Origin of the sequence: Streptomyces sp. NPDC091682, assembly GCF_044756625.1 — a bacterium.
Classification (GTDB): Bacteria; Actinomycetota; Actinomycetes; order Streptomycetales; family Streptomycetaceae; genus Streptomyces.
This window is the reverse complement of sequence record NZ_JBIVTH010000015.1, coordinates 157,661-177,117: the sequence shown is the minus strand read 5'-3', so window position 1 is coordinate 177,117 and position 19,457 is coordinate 157,661. Positions and strand designations below refer to the sequence as shown.

The 19,457-nt window shown below is 68.2% G+C and carries 13 protein-coding genes; 3 read left to right on the top strand and 10 right to left on the bottom strand.

Annotated elements, in window-relative coordinates; translation table 11 throughout:
* Positions 1 to 392: 392 nt before the first annotated feature.
* The 4 genes from ACIQK6_RS30650 to ACIQK6_RS30635 all read right to left on the bottom strand — a co-directional run bounded on the left by ACIQK6_RS30650 (position 393) and on the right by ACIQK6_RS30635 (position 4,408).
* Positions 393 to 1,868, bottom strand: a complete 1,476-nt coding sequence (locus ACIQK6_RS30650; RefSeq protein ID WP_402695919.1) for a hypothetical protein — start codon at positions 1,866 to 1,868, stop codon at positions 393 to 395.
* Positions 1,861 to 2,799, bottom strand: a complete 939-nt coding sequence (locus tag ACIQK6_RS30645; protein ID WP_052031094.1) for a hypothetical protein — start codon at positions 2,797 to 2,799, stop codon at positions 1,861 to 1,863. The genes ACIQK6_RS30650 and ACIQK6_RS30645 overlap by 8 nt, the downstream gene beginning before the upstream one ends.
* A 225-nt stretch (positions 2,800 to 3,024) precedes the next feature.
* On the bottom strand, positions 3,025 to 3,684 hold the full coding sequence (locus ACIQK6_RS30640) for a hypothetical protein (protein WP_402695917.1): 660 nt from the start codon (positions 3,682 to 3,684) through the stop codon (positions 3,025 to 3,027).
* Positions 3,685 to 3,946: 262 nt separating this feature from the next.
* Positions 3,947 to 4,408, bottom strand: a complete 462-nt coding sequence (locus ACIQK6_RS30635) for a hypothetical protein (protein ID WP_402695915.1) — start codon at positions 4,406 to 4,408, stop codon at positions 3,947 to 3,949.
* 533 nt (positions 4,409 to 4,941) lie between these two features.
* Between ACIQK6_RS30635 and ACIQK6_RS30630 the strand changes: the two genes are divergently transcribed.
* The 3 genes from ACIQK6_RS30630 to ACIQK6_RS30620 all read left to right on the top strand — a co-directional run bounded on the left by ACIQK6_RS30630 (position 4,942) and on the right by ACIQK6_RS30620 (position 6,874).
* Positions 4,942 to 5,265 (top strand): helix-turn-helix transcriptional regulator, encoded by a 324-nt coding sequence (locus ACIQK6_RS30630; RefSeq protein ID WP_063890625.1) that lies wholly within the window; start codon positions 4,942 to 4,944, stop codon positions 5,263 to 5,265.
* A 76-nt stretch (positions 5,266 to 5,341) separates the two neighbouring features.
* Entirely contained in the window at positions 5,342 to 5,764 is a 423-nt protein-coding gene (locus ACIQK6_RS30625) for an NUDIX hydrolase (protein WP_402695913.1), read from the top strand.
* A gap of 144 nt (positions 5,765 to 5,908) precedes the next feature.
* The gene (locus ACIQK6_RS30620) at positions 5,909 to 6,874 is read left to right on the top strand and encodes an ImmA/IrrE family metallo-endopeptidase (RefSeq protein WP_402695911.1); all 966 of its coding nucleotides are present in this window, start codon (positions 5,909 to 5,911) and stop codon (positions 6,872 to 6,874) included.
* Between the two features lie 392 nt (positions 6,875 to 7,266).
* On the opposite strand, the gene ACIQK6_RS30615 is transcribed toward ACIQK6_RS30620, so the two are convergent.
* The 6 genes from ACIQK6_RS30615 to ACIQK6_RS30590 all read right to left on the bottom strand — a co-directional run bounded on the left by ACIQK6_RS30615 (position 7,267) and on the right by ACIQK6_RS30590 (position 19,248).
* A complete protein-coding gene (locus ACIQK6_RS30615) occupies positions 7,267 to 8,856 on the bottom strand; it encodes a protein kinase (RefSeq protein WP_402695910.1) in 1,590 nt (529 codons plus the stop codon).
* A 190-nt stretch (positions 8,857 to 9,046) separates the two neighbouring features.
* Positions 9,047 to 10,303, bottom strand: a complete 1,257-nt coding sequence (locus ACIQK6_RS30610; protein ID WP_402695908.1) for a hypothetical protein — start codon at positions 10,301 to 10,303, stop codon at positions 9,047 to 9,049.
* Positions 10,304 to 10,429: 126 nt separating this feature from the next.
* Positions 10,430 to 13,630 carry a type I restriction endonuclease subunit R gene (locus ACIQK6_RS30605; RefSeq protein ID WP_402695907.1) on the bottom strand — a complete coding sequence of 1,067 codons (3,201 nt, stop codon included), beginning with the start codon at positions 13,628 to 13,630 and terminating at the stop codon, positions 10,430 to 10,432.
* Between the two features lie 2 nt (positions 13,631 to 13,632).
* A complete protein-coding gene (locus ACIQK6_RS30600; protein WP_402695906.1) occupies positions 13,633 to 14,937 on the bottom strand; it encodes a restriction endonuclease subunit S in 1,305 nt (434 codons plus the stop codon).
* The gene (locus tag ACIQK6_RS30595) at positions 14,934 to 16,943 is read right to left on the bottom strand and encodes an N-6 DNA methylase (protein WP_402695905.1); all 2,010 of its coding nucleotides are present in this window, start codon (positions 16,941 to 16,943) and stop codon (positions 14,934 to 14,936) included. Before ACIQK6_RS30595 ends, ACIQK6_RS30600 begins: the two co-directional genes overlap by 4 nt.
* Before the next feature lie 91 nt (positions 16,944 to 17,034).
* Positions 17,035 to 19,248, bottom strand: coding sequence for an N-6 DNA methylase (locus ACIQK6_RS30590; RefSeq protein ID WP_402695903.1), 2,214 nt, complete (start codon positions 19,246 to 19,248; stop codon positions 17,035 to 17,037).
* Between the last annotated feature and the right edge of the window lie 209 nt (positions 19,249 to 19,457).

Below are 19,457 nucleotides of genomic sequence, written 5' to 3'. Positions count from 1 at the left end.
TGTCGGAAACCTTGCCGGAAACCCCAGAGGGATCGCGCGGACTGTTTCGACAAACATGCTGGTCAGATGACGTGCACACATCCGGGTCGAGATGCCCTCGCGGACACTGTCCCCGGCACGCGCCTGGTAGCCGACTGACCGCTGACAGCCTAGCGGATCGTGCTGGGAGTGGTCGCATGGATTGCCGTGGGAGTGGGCCTGAGGTGAAGGCATCGTCGTGACCTGGGGTTTCTGAGCCTCTGGGGTGGTGGGTGGGGAGGCCGGGGGTGCTGCACGGGTGTGGGCAGGCTGCTGGAGCGTCCGTTCTGTTCCGCTTGCCACGGATGGGGCCTTTTTAACGGAGCGACGGCCGCGCCCTGGGGTGGGCGCGGCCGTCGTGGGGTCGAGGGGTGTCAGGCGATGCGGAGGACCTGTTGGGCGTTGCTGCGGGCCTGGAGGTGGATCTGGTGGCTGGTGGCGTTCTGGGAGAGGGCGAAGCCGAGGACGAAGATCTTCTGGCGATCCACGCCGTAGGCAATCATGCGGCGATTCCAGAGGCTCTGGTCGAATTGGCTGTGTACGGACTCGGAGTCGGCGCGGTAGGGGTAGAGGAGCTGGTGGGTGAGGCTGGCCTCGGGGATCTGCTGAAGGTATTCGGCTCGGTGGAAGCCGCGTTCGCTGTCGCTCTTGATGCGCTTGCCGGTGTCGACGCAGCGCAGGGTCCGGTCGGCAGGGGTGGTGGTGATGCCGACGGGGACGCGGTAGTCGTGGTCGCCGTGGCGGCAGGGGATCTTGAGGACGTGGTACCAGCGGCTCTTGGCGGCTCCGGCACGGTGCTCGAGCTTGGTGATGGGGAGGGGTTCGAGGATGCGGGTGCCGTCGTCGATGCGGATGCTCTCGGCGATGCGGCCTTGGTCGCACCAGAGCTCGTGGCCGCTTCGGCAGGGGCTGATGCGTTCGTAGAAGACGGGGGCGACGGATCCGTGCTGCTTGTTGATGGCCAATAGGCCGGCCCGGGCGAGGGCGTCGCGGTGGACACCGCGGAAGGCTCCGTCGTAGACGACGCCCATGCAGTGGGGCAGTGCGTCCTTCAGCATGCGGAACTGGCGTACGGCGATGGCTGCTTCGTCTTCGTACTCGCCGCCGGCGACGTGGGCGAAGCTGAGGATGACGCGGGTCCAGTAGCCGGTGTCGCGGCCGGAGGCGAAGAACCACTTGGTGCCGCGTACCCGCCGCTTCTCCTTCTCTCCGTTCTCGTAGTAGATGCGGGCGGCCGGGTCGACGCGGTGGTTTCGGATCAGGCCGGTGTCCTCGTCCGTGATCTCCACGGCGCGCGCTTTGGAGGGTGCCTTGGGGACGGTGGCGTCGCCGACGAGGAGCTGTCGGCGTTCGGGGCGGCTCCATACCTTGGGCGTGTCCGAGGGGAACAGCCCTTGGCTCAGGGCTTGCTGGGCGGCATACCTGCGGAACGCTTCCTCGAGTGCGTCAGCGGCCGGTACGAGGAGGTTGTTCAGGGCGTCCTGGTACTGCCCGCGGGAAGGTGCGGTGAGGGGCAGGGCTGCCGCTGCCCTGCGGCCCAGGTGGCGGCGGATGCTCGCCCGTACGCTGCGCCAGTCCTGGGGAGAGGCGAGGAGTCCTGTGGTGGAACGCTTGGACTTCGTCACCGGGGTGAGGGCGGCCATGATCAGGTAGACGATGCCCGGGTACTCGCGGGGGCAGCCGACGACGTTCGGCGGGGGTAGGAGTTCCGCCATCTCGTAGAGGAGCGGGTAGTCGAGGCAGTCGCGGACGCGCTCCGCGATGCTGCGCTGGTCCTGGTCGGTGAGCTGGCGTTTGCGGTTCGGGCGTTCGGGGTGGGGCTTGGGGGTTCCGAAGACGTCGTCAGGCACGGGCCGGGCCCCCGTCGGTGTAGGCGGGGTCGGTCTGCCAGTCGTAGCCGACGATGGAGGCGGCCCTGTCCAGGGATCGGAGCCCGAGCCTTCGGGCGGATTCCTCGATGCGGCCGGTCACTTCGAAGGTCTCGACGGCGGCACGGGTGGTGACGGAAGCCGGGGTGACGTCGGGTTCCCCGTCAAGGCCGATCCTGCGCAGCAGATCGCGGAGCGCGACACACGTGCGCGATTGCAGGGCCGGATCGGGTGCCGGGGTACAGGACACCGCGAGGCGCGCGGTGGTCTTGTCCGGGTGCTGAGCGAGGACGTGGCGGGCTCGATCGGCCAGTACGTGGCGGCTCCAGGCGTCCAGCCGGCACCAGCGGGGGTCGTATTTGCGCGCTCCGTGCATCCAGACGCGGCTGTGCGGCAGGTCGAGGTCGGCCACGACGCTGTGCCCGATCTCGCCGCTGTGCCCGCCGGCCAGGGCGAGGGCGGCCGCGGCTGCGTGCCGGGTCGGCCGGGCCGCGTATGCGGCGTGGTGGCGCAGCAGTACGGCCTCGTCTTCGGTGAGAGGGCGGGAACCTTCGTAGGTGCGGGCGGGCAGGACGATGTTGCGTGTCGGATCCTGGTCGCTCAGGCCGAGCTCGTGCAGGGTGCGGAAGGCGGTCCGCAAGACGCTTCGGCGGACTCGGCGGGTAGCCACCGCCGAGTCCGAGACGTGGCCGTGGCGGCTCCGGCCCTTGGCGTTCACGAAGTCCTCGGCGATGCCATCGGTGACGTCCGAGATGAGCAGTACGCCTCGCGCAGTGGCGTTCCGTCCGAACCTCTTGATGAGGAGACCGAACTTGTCGAAGGTCTGCTCGGACATCTCGTCGAGGGCGGTCATCTCCCGCCATGCGTCGATGACGAGGTCGATGGCATGGATGAGAGACAGGTCGCTTCCCATGATGACGGTCCTCCGGAGGGTCGGGGAGAGCAGTTCGACCCCTCCCTCGACCCTCTGACCGGGAAGATTCGAATGATTCATTGTGTTCCGTACTTGCACCATTACGATGGGCATGTGTGATCTCCGCTGCAACCCGGCGTGGGCGAATGGATGAGGACGCGCCGAAGAGACCCCGGGCAGGACGGCCCGGGGCGTCACTCGGTGCGGCGGGGCGAGCCGGCCTGGCTAGGCGCGGGCCGCCGGCCCCCGGAGCGAGCTCACTAGGGTCCCGTAAGCCCGCATGGCCGCTACGAAGGTGTCGTCGGGTAGCGCCATGGTCTCTTCGACGGAGCTGAGGAACAGGCCTGATGCCGGAGCGGCGGGGGGCGGGGGTGTGGGGATGGAGCCCGGGAGGCGGACCAGTCCGTCCTTGGCGACGTGGACGATCAGGGCGTAGTCGAGCCAGTCCACCAGATAGAGCCCGCGTTCGGGCGCCGCTGCGGGCAGCCCTTGGCCGAGCTCTTCGGCGAGCGTGGTCCTCTGCCGCGGCCCTTGTCGCAGGAGGCGCTTGGCGGCCTTGGTGAACCAGGCGGACTGCCAGTGGTCATGCAGGAAGAGGCGAGCGCGGGCGGAGTCCTCCACCCGGAGCCGCGTCAACTGAAAGCCGGCATCGGTGACCGAAAGGGCTCCGTGGTGCGTCTCCAGCAGGCCGGCTTGACGAAGAAAGCCCTGCGAGGAGGAGATGTTGGAGGCGCTGAGCCCCACCTTGGTGGCGATCTCTGAGACCGGGATGGCTAGGCGGTCGTCGCCGCCCAGTTCGGCGACGGCGTCGACCACCTTCAGCTGTCGCAGGGTGGCCATTCCGCCGGTGGGCATGATGTTGCGGACCTTGTCTGCGGCACTCATCGAACACCCCCGTGGGGGTACTGGGGCGTCTGACTGCTGCTGGCATGTAGGGGCCAGTGGTGCATGAATGCGTCAGATGGCATGGTGTGGGCCCTCATTTATGATCAAGTGCTGAATGCACAAAATTCCCGAGGGCCGGGTGGGTCGCTACTCCATGGCCTAGCCTGGAGGCGGCGCGTGGGCCCTCAGCTGACGTGTCACGGCGTCGCCAGGGTCTTGACCACCCAGGCGGCGCCTTTTTCTGTTTGGAAGATGGCGATCTCTACGTGCGCGGCTCCTTGCTGACCAGTCGGTAGAGTCCGCGGCCGACAATGAGGACCTTCCCCTTGGCCCGCATGTGGCTGGCGCAGTTGGTGATCTGCCGAGGTGTCGCGTCCGGACGCGACAGCTGGGCATGGGCGACGATCTTGGAGGTCGGTGTATCCAGGCCGTCCGCGAGCGCTTCGAGGACCAGCTCTGTGAGGGACTTCTGCTCCGTGTCGACGCCGGAGGCCGGCCGACCCGCCGCCTGATGTGGCACACCGGAGTCGCGGGCGTCGGAGCCGGAGCTCTGCGGGTCCGCGGGATTCGGGCGTTCACCTGGATCCGTCGGTGGATGTGAGGGCTGCTTCGCCCCCAAGAACTCCTCGGCCTGGCGAACCGTGTCGCTCACGGCCGACAGTCGTACGTCGGCCGCCAGGAGGGATCGCTCCGCTTCTTCGAAGCGACGTTGGAGGTCGGCCATCTCTTGTCGCACCTCGGCCAACACGCCAGTCGCGATGACCCATTTGGCGTGTTCCCCGGCCTGGATTTCGCGAAGGTGTTCAACGAGAGGGTGCGCGGACCCCGCTCCTGTTGTGGTCATGCTCCGCTCCCCTCGGATGATCCACCCACAAGCTAGCGAGCCTTCGCTCGCTCCGCAGGCAAATGCATAGATGCGAGCGTGCAGATTCTCTGGGGTTGGGTGCAACTCCGCTGTAAGTGAGTCGTGTTGGAGGCCATGTCTCTTATGGCTTGCATGATGTCTCCGGTCTCGGTGCATCTGAGAACGCTTGCCGGAGTGGCGCATCGGGCGCGCGTAGTAGCCGAGTGGCGCGTGAGGGACCGGGTGGTGTCGTCGCCCGCCACCACGGAGCGCTGCCGAAACCCTGGAATGTGCCGCACGGACGGCTCGTGGACCCTTACGCTGTTCCGTACTTGCAACACGCAAGAGGACTCCGTTGCCGGATCCGAGACAAGGGAAGGGTCGGCCCCATGGGTACGTGGGATGATCTCGGCATGCCCCGGAGCAGCAACGACAAGCAGCCGCGCGACTACGTCGTGGACGGCGCTTGGCCCAATGCGGCTCTCGCTCCTGATGCTCCGGTCAGTGCCTACTACGGCCAGTCCCTCTCCCGGAACCTCGCGCGGGCCATGTCCTCCACCGGACATACGCTGCGCAGCCTCGCGGCAGCGACCGGTCTGACCCATTCGACGATCAGCAGGGTACTCAACGGCAGGGTCATGCCGGACTCGGGCACGCTCGCCCGCTTGGAAGCGTCCTTCGGTTTCCAGATCTGGCCCGGGCCGGCGGCGCTGCCGCCCGCGCCGCCCGAGTCCTGAGATCGCCGACTACCCACCCGTTCGGTCCGCCCGGAGTGCGTCGCGCTCCCGACGGGCCATTCTTTTTCTTGTGGGTATGTATGCACCAGAGGCGCGGCGGCGTGTGGTGTATCTCGTGTGCTTCGACGACCTTCACCGGATGGGCCTTGTCCAGTACTCGCCGGGGCTCATGAGCCTCCCCATGGGCGCGTGTGCCCCGGGTGAGTCGTACAGAGCGGCTGCATGCCGACTCGCTGCCGGCTTGGCTTTCCGGTTCGGCGGCACGGTGGCCCGGCTGGATGGCGTGTCGCCCGGTGACGGCGCACATCGGAAGGCACGTCTGTTCACGATGCACGTCGAAGGCGGCCCCTGGCCATCACAGTTGTGGCTTCCGTGGCGCCAGGCGCTCGGGGAAGTGGCGCACCTCGGAATCCCGGAGTTCGAGCCGTTCCTGGAGGGCTACCTCGAAGGCTGGATCCCGGACGGCTGGATCACGCTCACCTCGGATCGGCGGAACTGACCGGGTGGGGCTTCCTCGCCGCTGATGCCACGGCGAGCACCGTCGCGAGCAACGAAGTGGCGGCGAGGGCTGCGAAGAGCGGGGAGTACCCGCCGAACTGCGTGGCGAAGGCGACTCCGGCCCAGTTTCGCTGAGGCCCATCATGTGGGGTGGCCGCGATACTGGCCGCCCCACCCGCACCATCCGGATCCCGAGGCAGTCTTCACAGGTCCGGAGATCGACGAGCTGCCCGCCGAGGGCATCTGGTGGCGTGCTCGAATCAAGACCCCGGCCCGCACTCTCGACGCCGCGCGCGCCGCCGGCACGCTGGCCGCGCTCCTCTACGACTGGATCGAGGAACGCTTCCGTCTGCCGGTCGCCGACCTCCCCTCTCTCGGCAAGCCCGACCCTGAGACCGCGGCCGAGATGGTCCGCACGACGTGGGGGCTGGGGAACGCCCAGGCACCGAACATGGTGCACCTACTGGAGGCGCACGGCGTCCGAGTCTTCTCGCTCGCGCCCGACTACGCGGAGGTCGACGCCTTCGCCGTCTGGCGCGGGAGAACCCCGTTCGTCTTGCTGAACACGATGAAGTCCGCCGAGCGCAGCCGCTTCGACGCCGCCCACGAACTCGGACACCTCGTCATGCACGGCACCGACCGCGAGTGCGCCGGCCCCGAGGCCGAGAGGCAGGCGAACGACTTCGCCAGCGCCTTCCTCATGCCCGCTTCGAGCGTGCTGGGCCACATGCCGACCGGGGCACACGTCGATCAGATCCTCAAGGGCAAGGCCATCTGGAACGTGTCCGCGATGGCCCTGACCTACCGCATGCACGACCTCGGACTACTCACCGACTGGCAGTACCGTTCCGCCTGCATCGAGCTGAGCCAGCGGGGCTACCGCAAGGCGGAGCCCGAAGGCATGAAGAAGCGGGAGACCTCTCAGGTGCTCACCAAGGTTTTCCAGGGCCTGCGGTCCACGGGAATGAAGCCGGCGGCGGTGGCAGCCGAGCTGGGCCTCACGTCTGACGAGATGAACAAGATGCTCTTCGGCCTGACGATGACGATGGTCGGCGGCGGAGGCCAGCGAGCCGCATCGGAGCCTCGGCGCGCCTTGTCCCTGGTGCCCTGAACGGCCGATGCTCATCCTCGCTTTCGCCCTTTGGCGCTCCGTTCCTGCAGGGGCTCCTGAGGACCGCAACGATGAGGTGGAAGGGATGACCGCCGAAGGTTCGAGCGCACCGGACGGCGCGGGATGAGCGAGGTCGCCGGGCCTCGGGGCGACGACCGGACGCCGCACGAACGCCCGAGGAATGGGGAAGCCGGCGGCCCGCGGCTCGAAGGCGGTCGTCGAGGAGCTGGACCCGGCGACCGGCACAGGGGGCAGAAGGGCCTCGATGCAGGGTGTGCGTGTTCCTGCCTCACAACCGGTGCAGCGAGGCTGGCGCCCTGTTTGATCACCCAGGCGATGGCTCGTCCGATGATGTCGCCACTCCAGCCGAGCCTGCAAGGTGTACGAGCGGGTTACCTGGCAGCGTCGCCGTCGAGGTCCAGGCGGATGAGGGCCAGCGCTGCGGCAATCTCGACGGTCATCTCGTCGTCGGGGCCGAACACCATGCACATGTCCTGATGGAGCGGTTCGAGGACCTGCCGGGCTTCGGCGGCTCGGCCCTGGGCGAGCAGCAGCATCCCGATGTTGTGCCGCAGCTCCACCGCTTCCTCGCTCACATCGCTGTCGACGGCCCGCACCACGTTCAGCACGCCCTGGAGCGCGGCGAGCGCGTCGGTGACCTGGCCCAGTTCGGCGCGGCACCGGGCCGCCTGGGCGCGGCAGGCGCGGGACTGCTCGCCGGTGGGTCCGGCGATGCGGGCGTAGGCGTCGGCGAGGGCCTCGAACTCGGGCAGGGCGGCCCGGTAGTCGCCGCCGAGGAGGCGGATGGCCGCTCGCTGGCGGCGCAGCGCCAGAACGGCCTTGCTCTCGGAGCCGAGGGCGAGCGCCGCGGGTTCGATGATCTCGCCGAGTACCTCGGCGGCCTGAGTGAACCGCTCTTCTTCCAGCAGGGCTTCGGAATGGGCGTACGCCGCCTTGATGTCCTCACGCAGTTGGGCGGGAACGGGCACCGGCCGGGCCCCCGGGAGGACGGCCGTGGGCGGCACATCATCAGGTGCGGGCGACTGGGCGCGGGCGCGGGGCGCGAAAGGGCGACGGAACACGCCCGTCGGGTCGGGCGCGCCGGCCGGTCCAGCATCGCCCGTGCCGGGCTCCTGGCCCGGAGGCGGGAGGAACGGCAGCAGCCGCGCGTACACCTCCTGCGTGTCGGCGGGCCGTGCCTCGGGAGCCTTGCGCAGCAGGTGCAGGACCAGCTCCTCCAGCGCCTCGGGGACGTCGGGTCGCAGCTGTCGCAGCGGAGTGGGGGAGGCGTTGACGTGCTGGTACATCAGCAGGTACTCGCTCTCCGCCTCGAACGCGAGTCGTCCGCTGAGGAGTTCGTGCAGCACACAGCCCAGCGCGTACAGGTCGGTCTGCGGGGTGATGCGTCCGCCACGCACCTGCTCGGGCGACATGTACTGGTGGGTGCCGATGGGGCTACCGGTGGCGGTCAGTTTGGTGACGTCGGTGCGCAGGATCGCGGCGATGCCGAAGTCGAGGACCTTTACGGTGCCGTCGCGTGCGACGAGGATGTTGCCCGGCTTGAGGTCGCGGTGGATCACCGGGACGTCGTGCGCGTACGACAGCACGGTCGCGACCTGCGCGGCGACGGCGGCTGCCCAGCTGACCGGCAGCGGTCGGCCGGGATCGAGGTAGGCGGACAGCGGTACGCCGTCGACGAGCTCCATCACCAGGAACAGCCGCTCGTACGACGCGTCGAGCACCGCGTCGTACACCTGCGGCACGCCGGGGTGCTGGATGCGCGCGGTGATGCGGGCCTCGCGGCGAAAGCGCTTGGCGAACTCCTCGGCCAGTTGCGGGGAGGTGACCGATGCCTGCCGGATGAGTTTCACGGCGACGGGCCGGTCGAGCACGGCGTCGTAGCCGCGCCACACGTCGCCCATGCCGCCGTGGCTGAGCTCCTCCAGGAGTTCGTAACGGTCGGAGATCGCCTCCTGCGGCACCTTGCCCCCGGTGTGCGTGATGAACGGTCACGGTCAGGGGTCAAGTGTGGCCGCTGCGTCGATCTGCCGTCCAGCGATCACGGTGCGCAAGGGGCCACGGGGCCGAGACCGCTGGGACGCGTCCTGCAGGGTTGGCTGAGACGAAGAAAGCCACCACTCCGGAGAATCGGGGGCCGACCGACGGATCAGCTCAGCTTTCCTGGTCGAGATCCTCCTCGTTCCCGCGCCGACGGCGCGCCAGCTCGGCGATCCCGCTGGAGACCTTCCCCTTCATCGAGCCGGCCCGGTCGAGGGTTTCGTTGCCGAGGCTTCTGGCGGCACCGACGCCCTTTGCCCCTGTCTCGAGCGCCTTGTCCCTCGCCTCCGCGGCCGCGTGCACCCATCGTCTCGCATCCGATGACCGGCGGCCGGACTCAATTCCGAGCCGCCCGTGAAAGTCATGGACGCCGGTCGCGACATGGTTGCTCGACTGGACTATGGCCGGGGACTTGGTCGGGTGCAGCAGCACCTTCGCGTTGGCGGTGGCGGCAGCCGCATTCATCCGGGCCACCAGACGCTCGGTGCTCCGCGAGATGAGATCCAGCCGGTTCTGTCGGGCAACCCGAAGCCCGAGGCGATGCCGGTCCAGCTCCTCCGGAGCCGTGTCCAGCACTCGGTCGAGTTCGAGCACGGCGATCGCGTCCTGAAGCTGGAAACAACGAGCCAGAACGGCGAGCCACTCCTGAGCCTTGGACTCTGCTTCGGCGGCCGCCGTGGCGAGATCGGCAATTTTGGACTGGCTCTTGCGCTCCACCTTCTCCGCGAGTGCATCGAGTTGACCCAAAGCGTACGCCTGGGTGTCTGCGATCGTCGCCGGCGCGGCCTGCACCTTTGACCACGTTACGTCGGAGACCCGGCCCACCTGCTCTCGGATGGTCATGGTCTCCTCGATCACGAGGTCCACGCCGATCATGCGGGCCAACGCAGCGTCCTTCTGGGCGCGGAGCACGTCATCGACTTTCTCGTCGATCGCGGCGAGGTAGTCGGTGATCTCGTCCATGGTCTGCTGCATCGCGAGCTGCGCCATGATCCCCGCCGCACCAGCCAGACGCGCCGGGTTGGTCAGAAACGAGCCGGCCCCCTTCTCGATCTGGAGCCATGACTTGATCGAGCCGGGTTTGCCCAACATTGCATGGCTGACGCCTGGCGTCTTGGTTTCCATCAGCCCGAACTTCTTGAGACGCTGCGCGGAGTCCGTGGTCAGCTTCACCCAGCGACCGGAGTTGGCGGCTATCTCGGAACCTGCCTGCGCGACGGCAGCCCCGGCGTCGAAGACGGACTTGAGCCGTCCTGCTCCGAGGTCCTTCGACGGCAGTCCCTCCGAGGCGAGGAAGCGTTCGACATCGGTCGGATTCCCGATGACCGCCAGTCCATCACCGTCGCTGATCAGCTGAATCGCGTTGTCCATTGCCCGCTCCTGAAGTGGCTTTTCGCAGTTGAGGGGTAGTGCGGTGAGCACGGCGATCGCCGTGCAGGAGCCGAGGTCTTCCTCCAAAGGACGCCCCGGCCGGCGCTTCCGGCCGGGGCGGACACATCAGAAGTCGTCGTCCAGGCCCTCTTCGCGGCGGATCATCCGCCAGGCGGCCTTGCGGGCACTGCGGTCCAGACTGGACTTGAAGCCCTTGTCGGGGCCGAAGTACTGGCGGCCCATGCCCGCGATGGTGTCGATGTGGTCGGCCATCTTGTCCGCGAAGACGTTGTCGAAGACGAGGCCGAAGTTCTCCTCGTCGTTGACGACGGCCGCCGCCCGCACCTTCGGGTCGGCCTTGGCCTCCTCGAACGGGCGGATGACGTCCTGCTCGGTGAACTCGGTGCCGAAGCGTTTGTTGAAGTCGTCGATCAACTGCGAGAGCAGCGACTTCTCCGCTTCCTTGGCACCGCCCGAGCCGTCGCCGAAGCCCTGCATCGTCGTCGGCCCCTCGGAAGTGAGGGAGACGTCGTACTCACCGGTCCTCTCCACCCGCATGTGGCTGAGGTCGATCTCGCCTATGTCCACGCCGCCGTCCGCCCGGCGTGGCAGCCGGTTGAGGAGGTAGCGGCCGTAGAGGTGCAGCCGCTCCAACTCGGCGTCCTGGTAGGGGACGATCTGCGCGAGGAAGCCGTACTTCCTGACGTAGTCGTTGAGGGCGGCGCGGAAGTCCTCCGCGGCCTCCTGGTCGTCCGTGTCCTCGCTTTCGAGCAGGGGCGTGAAGCGGGCGACGGCGGGGGAGAGCCGCCGGTACAGCTCGGCGTGCAGCTTCTCCCACTTGGACTGCGAGCCCGCAGCCTTCTCCTTGGCGGCGAAGTACGCGGCGGCGAACTCGTCCATCTCCTGCCCGGACAGGATCGCCGCCTGCATGACCCGGCTCTGCGCGGTGTAGAGCAGGTTGGGGTCGGAGGGGAGGGTGTTCGCCTCCTCGAAGTACGGGCGGAAGGAGTCCTGTATGTCGTTGGCGTCGTTGACGAAGTCCAGGACGGCCAGGTCCGCCTGGCTCTTGCGCTCGGCGGTCCGGTTCAGCCGAGACAGGGTCTGGACGGCGGAGATACCGGTCAGTGACTTGTTGACGTACATCGTCGTCAGCAGCGGCTGATCGAAGCCGGTCTGGTACTTCTCCGCCACGACCAGGATCCGGTACTCGCGCTGGCCCGCACCGCCGGCCCGGGCCGCCTTGTCGTCGACACGTGTGTACGCGAACGCCTTCGGCAGTGCGCTCTCCGACAGCCCGCCGTTCTCCTTCGGTTCGGTGGTCTCCTCGCCGTCGAGGGTGAGCGAGCCGGAGAACGCGACGAGGACGCCGAGGTCGGGATACCTGGTGTCGTAGTCCCGGTCCTTGAGATAGCTCTTGATCGCGCGCGCCATCTCCACGGCGGACTGCCGGGAGGCGGTCACCACCATGGACTTGGCCCGCCCGCCGAGACGGCCCCGGCTGTGCGCCACGAAGTGCTCCACGATCACCTGGGCGTGCTGGGCGACCGTCGAGTCATGGGTGAGCGCGTACCGGGCGAGCAGGCCGTTCGCCTTCGACGGGTCGACCTCCCGCTCGTCGGGGTTCTGGTTCACCAGCTTCCAGTACGTGTTGTACGTGACGTAGTTGCGCAGCGGGTCGAGGATGAAGCCCTCCTCGATCGCCTGCCGCATGGAGTACGTGTGGAAGGGCCGGTAGGCGGCCTTGCCGTCGATGTCCTGGAGCGTGCCGAAGAGTTCGAGGGTCTTGGCCTTCGGCGTGGCGGTGAACGCGAAGTAGGAGAGGTTCGCGGCGCGGGCACGCTGCTCGGCCCGCTTCTTGAGCTGCTGGTCGAGGGACGCGGCGGCCGGGGCCTTGACCGTGGTCGCGCCCGCGTCGTCCGAGTCGGAGTCCAGGCCGAGGTCGCGCAGGGCGGACCGTACGGCGGTGGCGGCGTCGCCGGACTGTGAGGAGTGGGCCTCGTCCACGATGATCGCGAAGCTGCTGCCCTGGATCTCCGTGGGGTTGCGCTGGAGGTAGTCGAGCAGCGCCGGGAAGGAGTGCAGCGTGACGGTGACGATCTTCCCTGTGTCGCGGGAGAGCGCCTTGGCGAGCTGCTCGCCCTTCGCCCCGTACTTCTCGTCGATCTTCACGACGAGGCCTGCGGTCTGCTCGAAGTTGCCCACCGTTTCACGCAGCTGCGCGTCCAGGTTGCGGCGGTCGGTGATGACGATGACCTTGTCGAAGACCGGCACGCCCGGCTTGAGGCCCTTGGCGAGGGCCTCGGGGTCGAGTTCGCGCGGGTCGGTCGGGGTGTGCAGGTCGCTGAGGCGGTGCGCGAGCCAGCCGATGGTGTTCGACTTCCCCGAGCCGGCGGAAGCCATGACCAGGTAGTCGTGGCCGGCGCCGTGGGTGGCGGCGTGCGCGGTGAGCTTCTTGACCGCGTCCCACTGCTGGAACCGGGGGAAGACCATCGTCTTCGTCGTGCCGCCGCCGGGCGTCTTGCTCTTGTGCAGGTGCACGAACCGCTGGAGCAGGTCCAGCCAGTTGTCCGGCCGCCAGACCTGCTCCCAGAGGTAGGAGGTCGCGTACGTGCCGTAGGCGGTCGGGGCCGGGTTGCCGGCGCCGCCGGGCTGGCCGGGGCCGTTGGATCCGGTGTTGAACGGCAGGAAGCGGGTGTTCTTGCCCTTGAGCTGGGTGGCGACGAAGACCAGGTCCGGGTCGACGGCGAAGTTCGCGACGACGCGACGCGTGAAGATCAGCTCGGTGGGGTCCCGGTCGGTGCGGTACTGCTCCTTGGCCTGCTCCACCCCTTGCTTGGTCAGCGGGTTCTTCAGCTCGGCCGTTGCAACCGGGATTCCGTTGAGGAACAGGGCGAGGTCCAGCCGGTTGCCCCAGTCGGCCTGCTTCGTCGCGTACTCCAGCTCGCGGACGACGGTGAGGCGGTTGGCCCGGTAGCCGTCGAGCACGGAGTCATGGGCGACGAGGTTCGGCTTGAAGTACGCGACGCGGAGGAGAACGCCGCGGTCCTTGACGCCGTTGCGGAGGACGTCGAGGAGGCCGTTGGTGGCGATGGCCTGGTCGAGGCGACCGGCGAACCCGCGCTGCGCCTCGTTCGGGTCGCCACCGTAGACGGTGAGCAGCTCGCTCCACTCGTCGGGCTGGGTCGCCCCGATGAAGGTGAAGAGTTCGTTGGTGTCCAGGCCGAGATCGGCCTGGTAGTCCTGCGGCCGGGCTTCGCGCCAGCCGCGCTCGACCATGGCGGCGACGATGGCATCACCGAAGACGGACTCCGTGTGGATGGGGCTCATGGCTAGGCGGTGACTCCGTCCGTTACGTTGCGCCCGCTGGCGGTGGATACGTCGAACTGGCCGGTTACGGCGGCGGTGATGAGGGCTTGGCGGCGTTCGGTCAGGAGTGCAAGCTGCCCGTCCAGCAGCTGACGGATCTCCAAATCTCGGCTCGCCGCACGGTCAAGCTGCGCCACCAGGTCACCCTGTACATCTGGTTCTGGAAACGGAAACCTCTGAGGCCGCAACTGCTCACGCGTGAGGTGCGTTATCGTGCTGGTATTTCCCTGAATCTGAAATACTCTGAGCCGCTCAGCCACAACGAGACAGTAATAGAGCCACCGCGGCAGTTCTGCACCACGAGCACGAATGCGGTGCAGTGCCTTCTGGTAGTAGATCTCGGGGACTACCCCGTCCCAGATCGCCGCTCTTCCTGGCCAGCTTCCACCCTCGTTGACTAGCAGGTCACCCGGCTTTAGACGGTACCGCGCCTGCTCCTCCGGCGGAAAGTCCATCATGGCGAGGTCGCTGACATCGATCCGGTCCCACTGGACGTTCGCAACGCGGAGGTAGGGGCGCATGTGTTCCCCTTGAGTACGTTCCTGGTTGAGCATCTTGCCGAGCTCGACTTCGAAATAGTGAGAGACGCCGCCAACTCGCCAATCAGCAGGAATGGCGCCCAGCCACTTAAGGCCGCTGTCCTTCCGATTTCCCTCAACATGAGCTCCGCGAACTGCATCGTAGATCTGCCTGAAGGATGCCTCGTCGAGCAACTCCGACTGCTGCTTGCGTAGTTCACGGAGGCGGTCGATGCGGGCGGTCTCGGCGTCGAGGAAGTGGGCGATGCGGCGCTGCTCCTCCAGCGGCGGCAACGGAATCTCGATTGCACGGAAAGCGTCCCAAGAGATGTCGAACTGGTTAGGTGGTTGATTCTTGCCAAGGCGTTCGTACTCGGCAACCAAGTGGCGTGACCGCAACAGATGATGAAAGAATCGAGGTTCTCCGAGTTGCGGATTAATCTCCATGACCCAATAGGCGGGGCTGGTGATCCCGTCCCAGGGGGACATGCCTACGGAGCCATGCGGCTTACCCAACCGATTCATGATGATGTTCCCAGGCGCTACGACCTTGTACGCTGTGAGATCTTCACTTGCGGCGGGGCGTCCGTCATTTGTGCTGCGCTGGGTAACACCGGAGTGCAGATTGACCCCGAGTAGAGGGAGGTTGGGACGGTTATCGGCCTTCGACTGCGAAATCAGTGAACGGAGCGCAATGATGCTCCATCCGCGGGTGTTCCCGTTCGCTGCAATTGCGCCTTCCAGGCTCATTCGGTCACCTCGCTGAGAAGCGCCTGAATGCCTGCCTCCAGCGACTTCAACTCCGCGTCGATCTGCGCCAACGGCCTCGGCGGCTTGTACACGTAGAAGTGCCGCGTCAACGGGATCTCGTAGCCGATCTTCGTCTTCGTGTGGTCGATCCACGCGTCCGGGACGTGCGGGAGCACCTCGCGCTTGAGGTAGTCCTCGACGCCCTCGCCGAGCGGGACGTTCTCGTAGTCGCGCAGATCGGCATCCGGCTCCGCCGCGCCCTTGAACTTCTGGACCTCGCCCTCGGGGTCGCGGACGCCGACCGCCTCCCGTACCGCCTTCGCGAACGGCGCTCCCGACGGCCAGGTCAGGCCGGCCGCGACCACCGAGTCCTTGAGCGCGATGAACGCCTCGGACTTCGTCGTCCAGGACGAGCCGAGCAACGTACGCACCGCCGCGACGAACTCCTCGCTCCGCTCCAGTTTCGCGACCGGCTTGGTCTCCGCCAGCGCCGCCAACGTCTCCTCCGTGACCTCGAAGCGGAGCTTCAGCGGCCGCTCTACGGTGATGCGCTGGTAGCCGAAGTCCTCGTTCGAGAAGATCTTGACCTTGCCGTGCAGCGGGTGCTCGGGGTCCTTGGCGACCTGCAGAGCCTCCGCGTACAACCGGGTGATGTCGCCGATGTGGTCGGGGCGACCGTTCGTCCCGTCGCCGAGCTCCTTGCGCTTGTCGCCGAGCGACTTGCGCATTTTCACCCACTGGTCGCGCGCGTCGAGCAGGACTACCTTGCCCTTGTGGTCGGCGTTCTTGCGGTTGGTAAGGATCCAGAAGTACGTGGAGATGCCGGTGTTGTAGAAGAGCTGGTCGGGGAGGGCGACGATGGCCTCCAACCAGTCGTTCTCCAGGATCCAGCGGCGGATGTTGGACTCGCCGGACTCGGCCGCGCCCGTGAACAGCGGGGAGCCGTTGAAGACGATGGCGAGGCGGGAACCACCCCCGCCGTTCACGTCCACCGGCTTCATCTTCGAGATCATGTGCTGGAGGAAGAGCAGCGAGCCGTCGTTGATGCGCGGCAGGCCCGCGCCGAAGCGGCCCGCGTCGCCGAGCGACTTGTGCTCGTACTCGACCTCCTCCTTGACCTTCTTCCACTCCACGCCGAACGGCGGGTTGGCGAGGATGTAGTCGAACTTGCGGCGGGCGTGGCCGTCGTCGGAGAAGGAATTGCCGAAGGCGATGTTGTCCGGGTCCTGGCCCTTGATCATGAGGTCGGAGCGGCAGATCGCCCAGGACTCGGGGTTGAGCTCCTGCCCGTACACCTCGACCGTCGCGTCCGGGTTGAGGGCGAGGATACGGTCGTCGGCGGCACTGAGCATGCCGCCCGTGCCGCAGGCCGGGTCCATGACGGTGCGGACGACACCGGGCAGGCTGAGGGTGTCCGCGTCGGGCGCCACCAGCAGGTTGACCATCAGCTTGATGACCTCGCGCGGGGTGAAGTGCTCACCCGCGGTCTCGTTCGACTGCTCGGCGAAGCGGCGGATCAGCTCCTCGAAGATGTAGCCCATGTTGTGGTTGGGCACGACGTCGGGGTGCAGGTCGAGGTCGGTGAATTTGCCGATGACCTGGTACAGCAGGTTCGCGCCGTCGAGCTTCCTGACCTGCTGGTTGAACTCGTACTTGTCGAGGACCTCGCGGGCGTTGTCGGAGAAGGCGCCGACGTAGATCTGCAGGTTCTTCGCCGCGTTCTGCGGGTCGGCCGCGATCTTCTTGAGCGTGAGGTCACTCCGGTTGTAGAAGGAGTGACCCGCGGCCCTGCGCAGGAAGTGGCCGGTGTCGATGTCCTGGCCCGCGAACCTGTCTACGGTCTCGACGACCTTCTCGCGCGTCGGCTCCAGGACGCACTCCAGGCGGCGCAGTACGGTGAACGGCAGGATGACCTTGCCGTAGTCGGACTGCTTGTAGTCGCCGCGCAGGAGATCGGCGACGGACCAGGCGTGGTTCGCCAGCTCCGTGTGCTTACTGCTGTTCAAGAGGTCCCGGCTTCCTTCCGAAGAGCACCGTCCGGGAGTGGGACGGCAAGGGATTCAGTGTGGTCGTGTGCGGTGGGACTCGTGGGGCGTTTCAGACAGAACGGCTGCCCGGGGTGCCTGGGCTGGCCGGGCCGGCCGGTGGCAGGAGTACGCCGGCGGTCAGGCCGGTGGTCAGGGTGGCCGCGGTTTCGGCGGCGAGGGCGGCGGTTCGGCGGGCGGCCGCGCGCAGCTCGTGTACGCGGCTGAAGGCCTCGCCGTAGCGCCGCTGTTCCTCCAGGGGCAGCAGCGGTACGCGCAGGCGGCCCGGTGTGACGTGCACGAGGGTGCTGCCGGTCGACGCGGAGGCGATGTTGTCCTCGGCGCCGAGGAATCCGGCCAGGAACCACGGGTCGAGGCGGGCGGGGTCGGGGCGCAGGAGGTGGATGTGCTGACCCAGCAGGGCTCCGGCGTCCCGGTCGTCCGCCACCCGGGTCATCGTGGTCGCGTCGCCGCCGCCCGCGACGGCGCGTACGAGGACGTCCCCGGCGGCTACGGGTTGCGCGGCGTCCGCGTGGATGTCGACAGCCGTGCCGGACGGCGGGTTTCCGGCCGCGATGTCGCGGGCGGCGAGGACCGGCCGCTCCACGGCGGGGGCGCCGGAGCCCTTGGAACCTCGTGTGCCGGGCGTCGCCGCCCGCAGCACGGTCAGGGCTCCGCCGCGTGCCAGGTCGGAGACGGTCGCCGTACGCCACTCGCGGCCCGAGGCCCCGGACGGCTGCCACCCGCCGGAGGCGGAGGAGGCCGCCAGCGCGGTGACCTGCTCGGCCAGCTGCTTGCGCAGGTCGTCAACGCGGCGGGCCAGGGCGGAGGGGTCGATGTCGGCCGCGGTCGCCCGGACATGGCGGGCCGGCGTGACGTCGACGACGTCGTCCAGGAGGTCGACGAGCGGCACCGCGCGGGCGACGCCGGGCTCGTCGGCGTAGGTGTCGGGTGCGGTGGTGAACGCGGCCCACTGGCTGAGGACCCGCTCCGTCAGCCCCGGCCAGTCGAAGGAGGTGGCGGAGGAGGAAACGGTGGAAGAGGGCGAGCCGGAACGGCGGGTGCGTGAGCCGCCACGGGTGCCGACGTCGGCCGTGGCCGTGTCGGTGGCGGGCGCCGTGCCCGGGGCGCCGTCCCGCTGCTCGCCCTCGCCGTCGACGAAGAGCACCGTCGTGCGGTCCGTGCCGCCCGGTTCGGGGCGTTGGAACACCCAGATCTGCAGGCCGATGTGGAGCGGATACGCGGCACGCGCCGGAAGGGAGACGACGGCGCGCAGGGCCCCGGCGCGGATGAGTTCCGCGCGGACGCGGCGGCCGGAGGAGCGGAAGGCGAGCGCGGGCGGCAGCAGCATGACCGCGTGGCCCCCGGGCTTCAGGTGCGCGAGGGCGTGCTGCACCCAGGCCAGTTCGGACTCGAAGCGCGGCGGAAGCCCGTACGCCCACCTCGGGTCGTAGGCCAGCTCGTCGTGACCCCAGTCCCGGTCGCCGAACGGCGGGTTGCACAGGACGGCGTCCACGGTGACGTCGGGGAAGGCGTCGTCGCGCAGGCTGTCGCCGACGCGGATCGCCGTCTCGGCCTCGGGTGCGGTGAGCAGCAGCCGGACCGCGGTGCGCCGGCCCTGGACGGGGAGCGAGTCCTGCCCGAACAGCTCCCGCGCGCCCTGCCGGGCGGCGGCAACCAGGAGCGTGCCGCTGCCGCAAGCGGGATCGAGGACGCGGGACGTGTCGGCGGGCAGGAGCCGTGCCATGAGCACAGCCAGGCCCTCCGGGGTCTGGTAGACGCCGCTGGCGGCGCCCTCGTCCAGTTCGCGTTCGGCGAGGACGTCGACGGCGGCCTGTGGCCCCGCCTCACGGACGCAACCCAGCAGCGCGCGGACCGCGTCCGCGTCGTCCGGACCGTAGCGGACCGGCTCGGCCTCGGGCACGGCGGCCGGAAGCTCGCCCGCGGTCTTCTCCGCTAGGGCGATCAACCGGTCGTCGGGCAGGGCGGCGAGTTCGGCCAGCTCCTCCGGGGTGCGGCGGGACGCGCCCGCCGCCAGCGGGAACAGTCGCGCGGCCACCCCCGATCCGGGACCCAGCAGCCGGAGCGCCGTACGCAGTTCCTCGGTCGGTGAGGCGGTGGAGGTGTGCCCGCGGCCCCGCAGCCATGCCTGGACGGCCGGCAGGTCGTAGAGCGGGCTGGATTCCGTGCCTGCGCTGGGAGCCGGGAAGTCGTCGTGGCGGCGGCGCCAGTTGCTGACGGTGGCGCGCGTGACCCCTGCGATGCGGGAGATCTCGGCGGCTGTCACATGTGCTGAGGGCGCCGGTCGGGCTGGTGGCTGCTGGGGCATGGCGTGGGGCTCCGCACCTCTCGGGCCAGTCGGACAGGGACGGTTAACAGATTACAACAGTCGTCAAATTCGTCAAGCTGTTTGACAGTGCTTTCAGTGTCATGCTTATCTAGTCATGGTTCCGAGTGGAAGCGTGAGCTAACTGCGCAACTGCACTGTGGACCCCC

Bases quoted from the DNA above. Each gene is read 5' to 3' on its own strand.
- ACIQK6_RS30625 (WP_402695913.1), top strand. From the start codon at position 5,342: ATGTATGCACCAGAGGCGCGGCGGCGTGTGGTGTATCTCGTGTGCTTC.
- ACIQK6_RS30640 (WP_402695917.1), bottom strand. From the start codon at position 3,684: ATGAGTGCCGCAGACAAGGTCCGCAACATCATGCCCACCGGCGGAATG.
- ACIQK6_RS30600 (WP_402695906.1), bottom strand. From the start codon at position 14,937: ATGAGCCTGGAAGGCGCAATTGCAGCGAACGGGAACACCCGCGGATGG.
- ACIQK6_RS30610 (WP_402695908.1), bottom strand. From the start codon at position 10,303: ATGGACAACGCGATTCAGCTGATCAGCGACGGTGATGGACTGGCGGTC.
- ACIQK6_RS30605 (WP_402695907.1), bottom strand. From the start codon at position 13,630: ATGAGCCCCATCCACACGGAGTCCGTCTTCGGTGATGCCATCGTCGCC.
- ACIQK6_RS30645 (WP_052031094.1), bottom strand. From the start codon at position 2,799: ATGGGAAGCGACCTGTCTCTCATCCATGCCATCGACCTCGTCATCGAC.
- ACIQK6_RS30630 (WP_063890625.1), top strand. From the start codon at position 4,942: ATGCCCCGGAGCAGCAACGACAAGCAGCCGCGCGACTACGTCGTGGAC.
- ACIQK6_RS30635 (WP_402695915.1), bottom strand. From the start codon at position 4,408: ATGGCCGACCTCCAACGTCGCTTCGAAGAAGCGGAGCGATCCCTCCTG.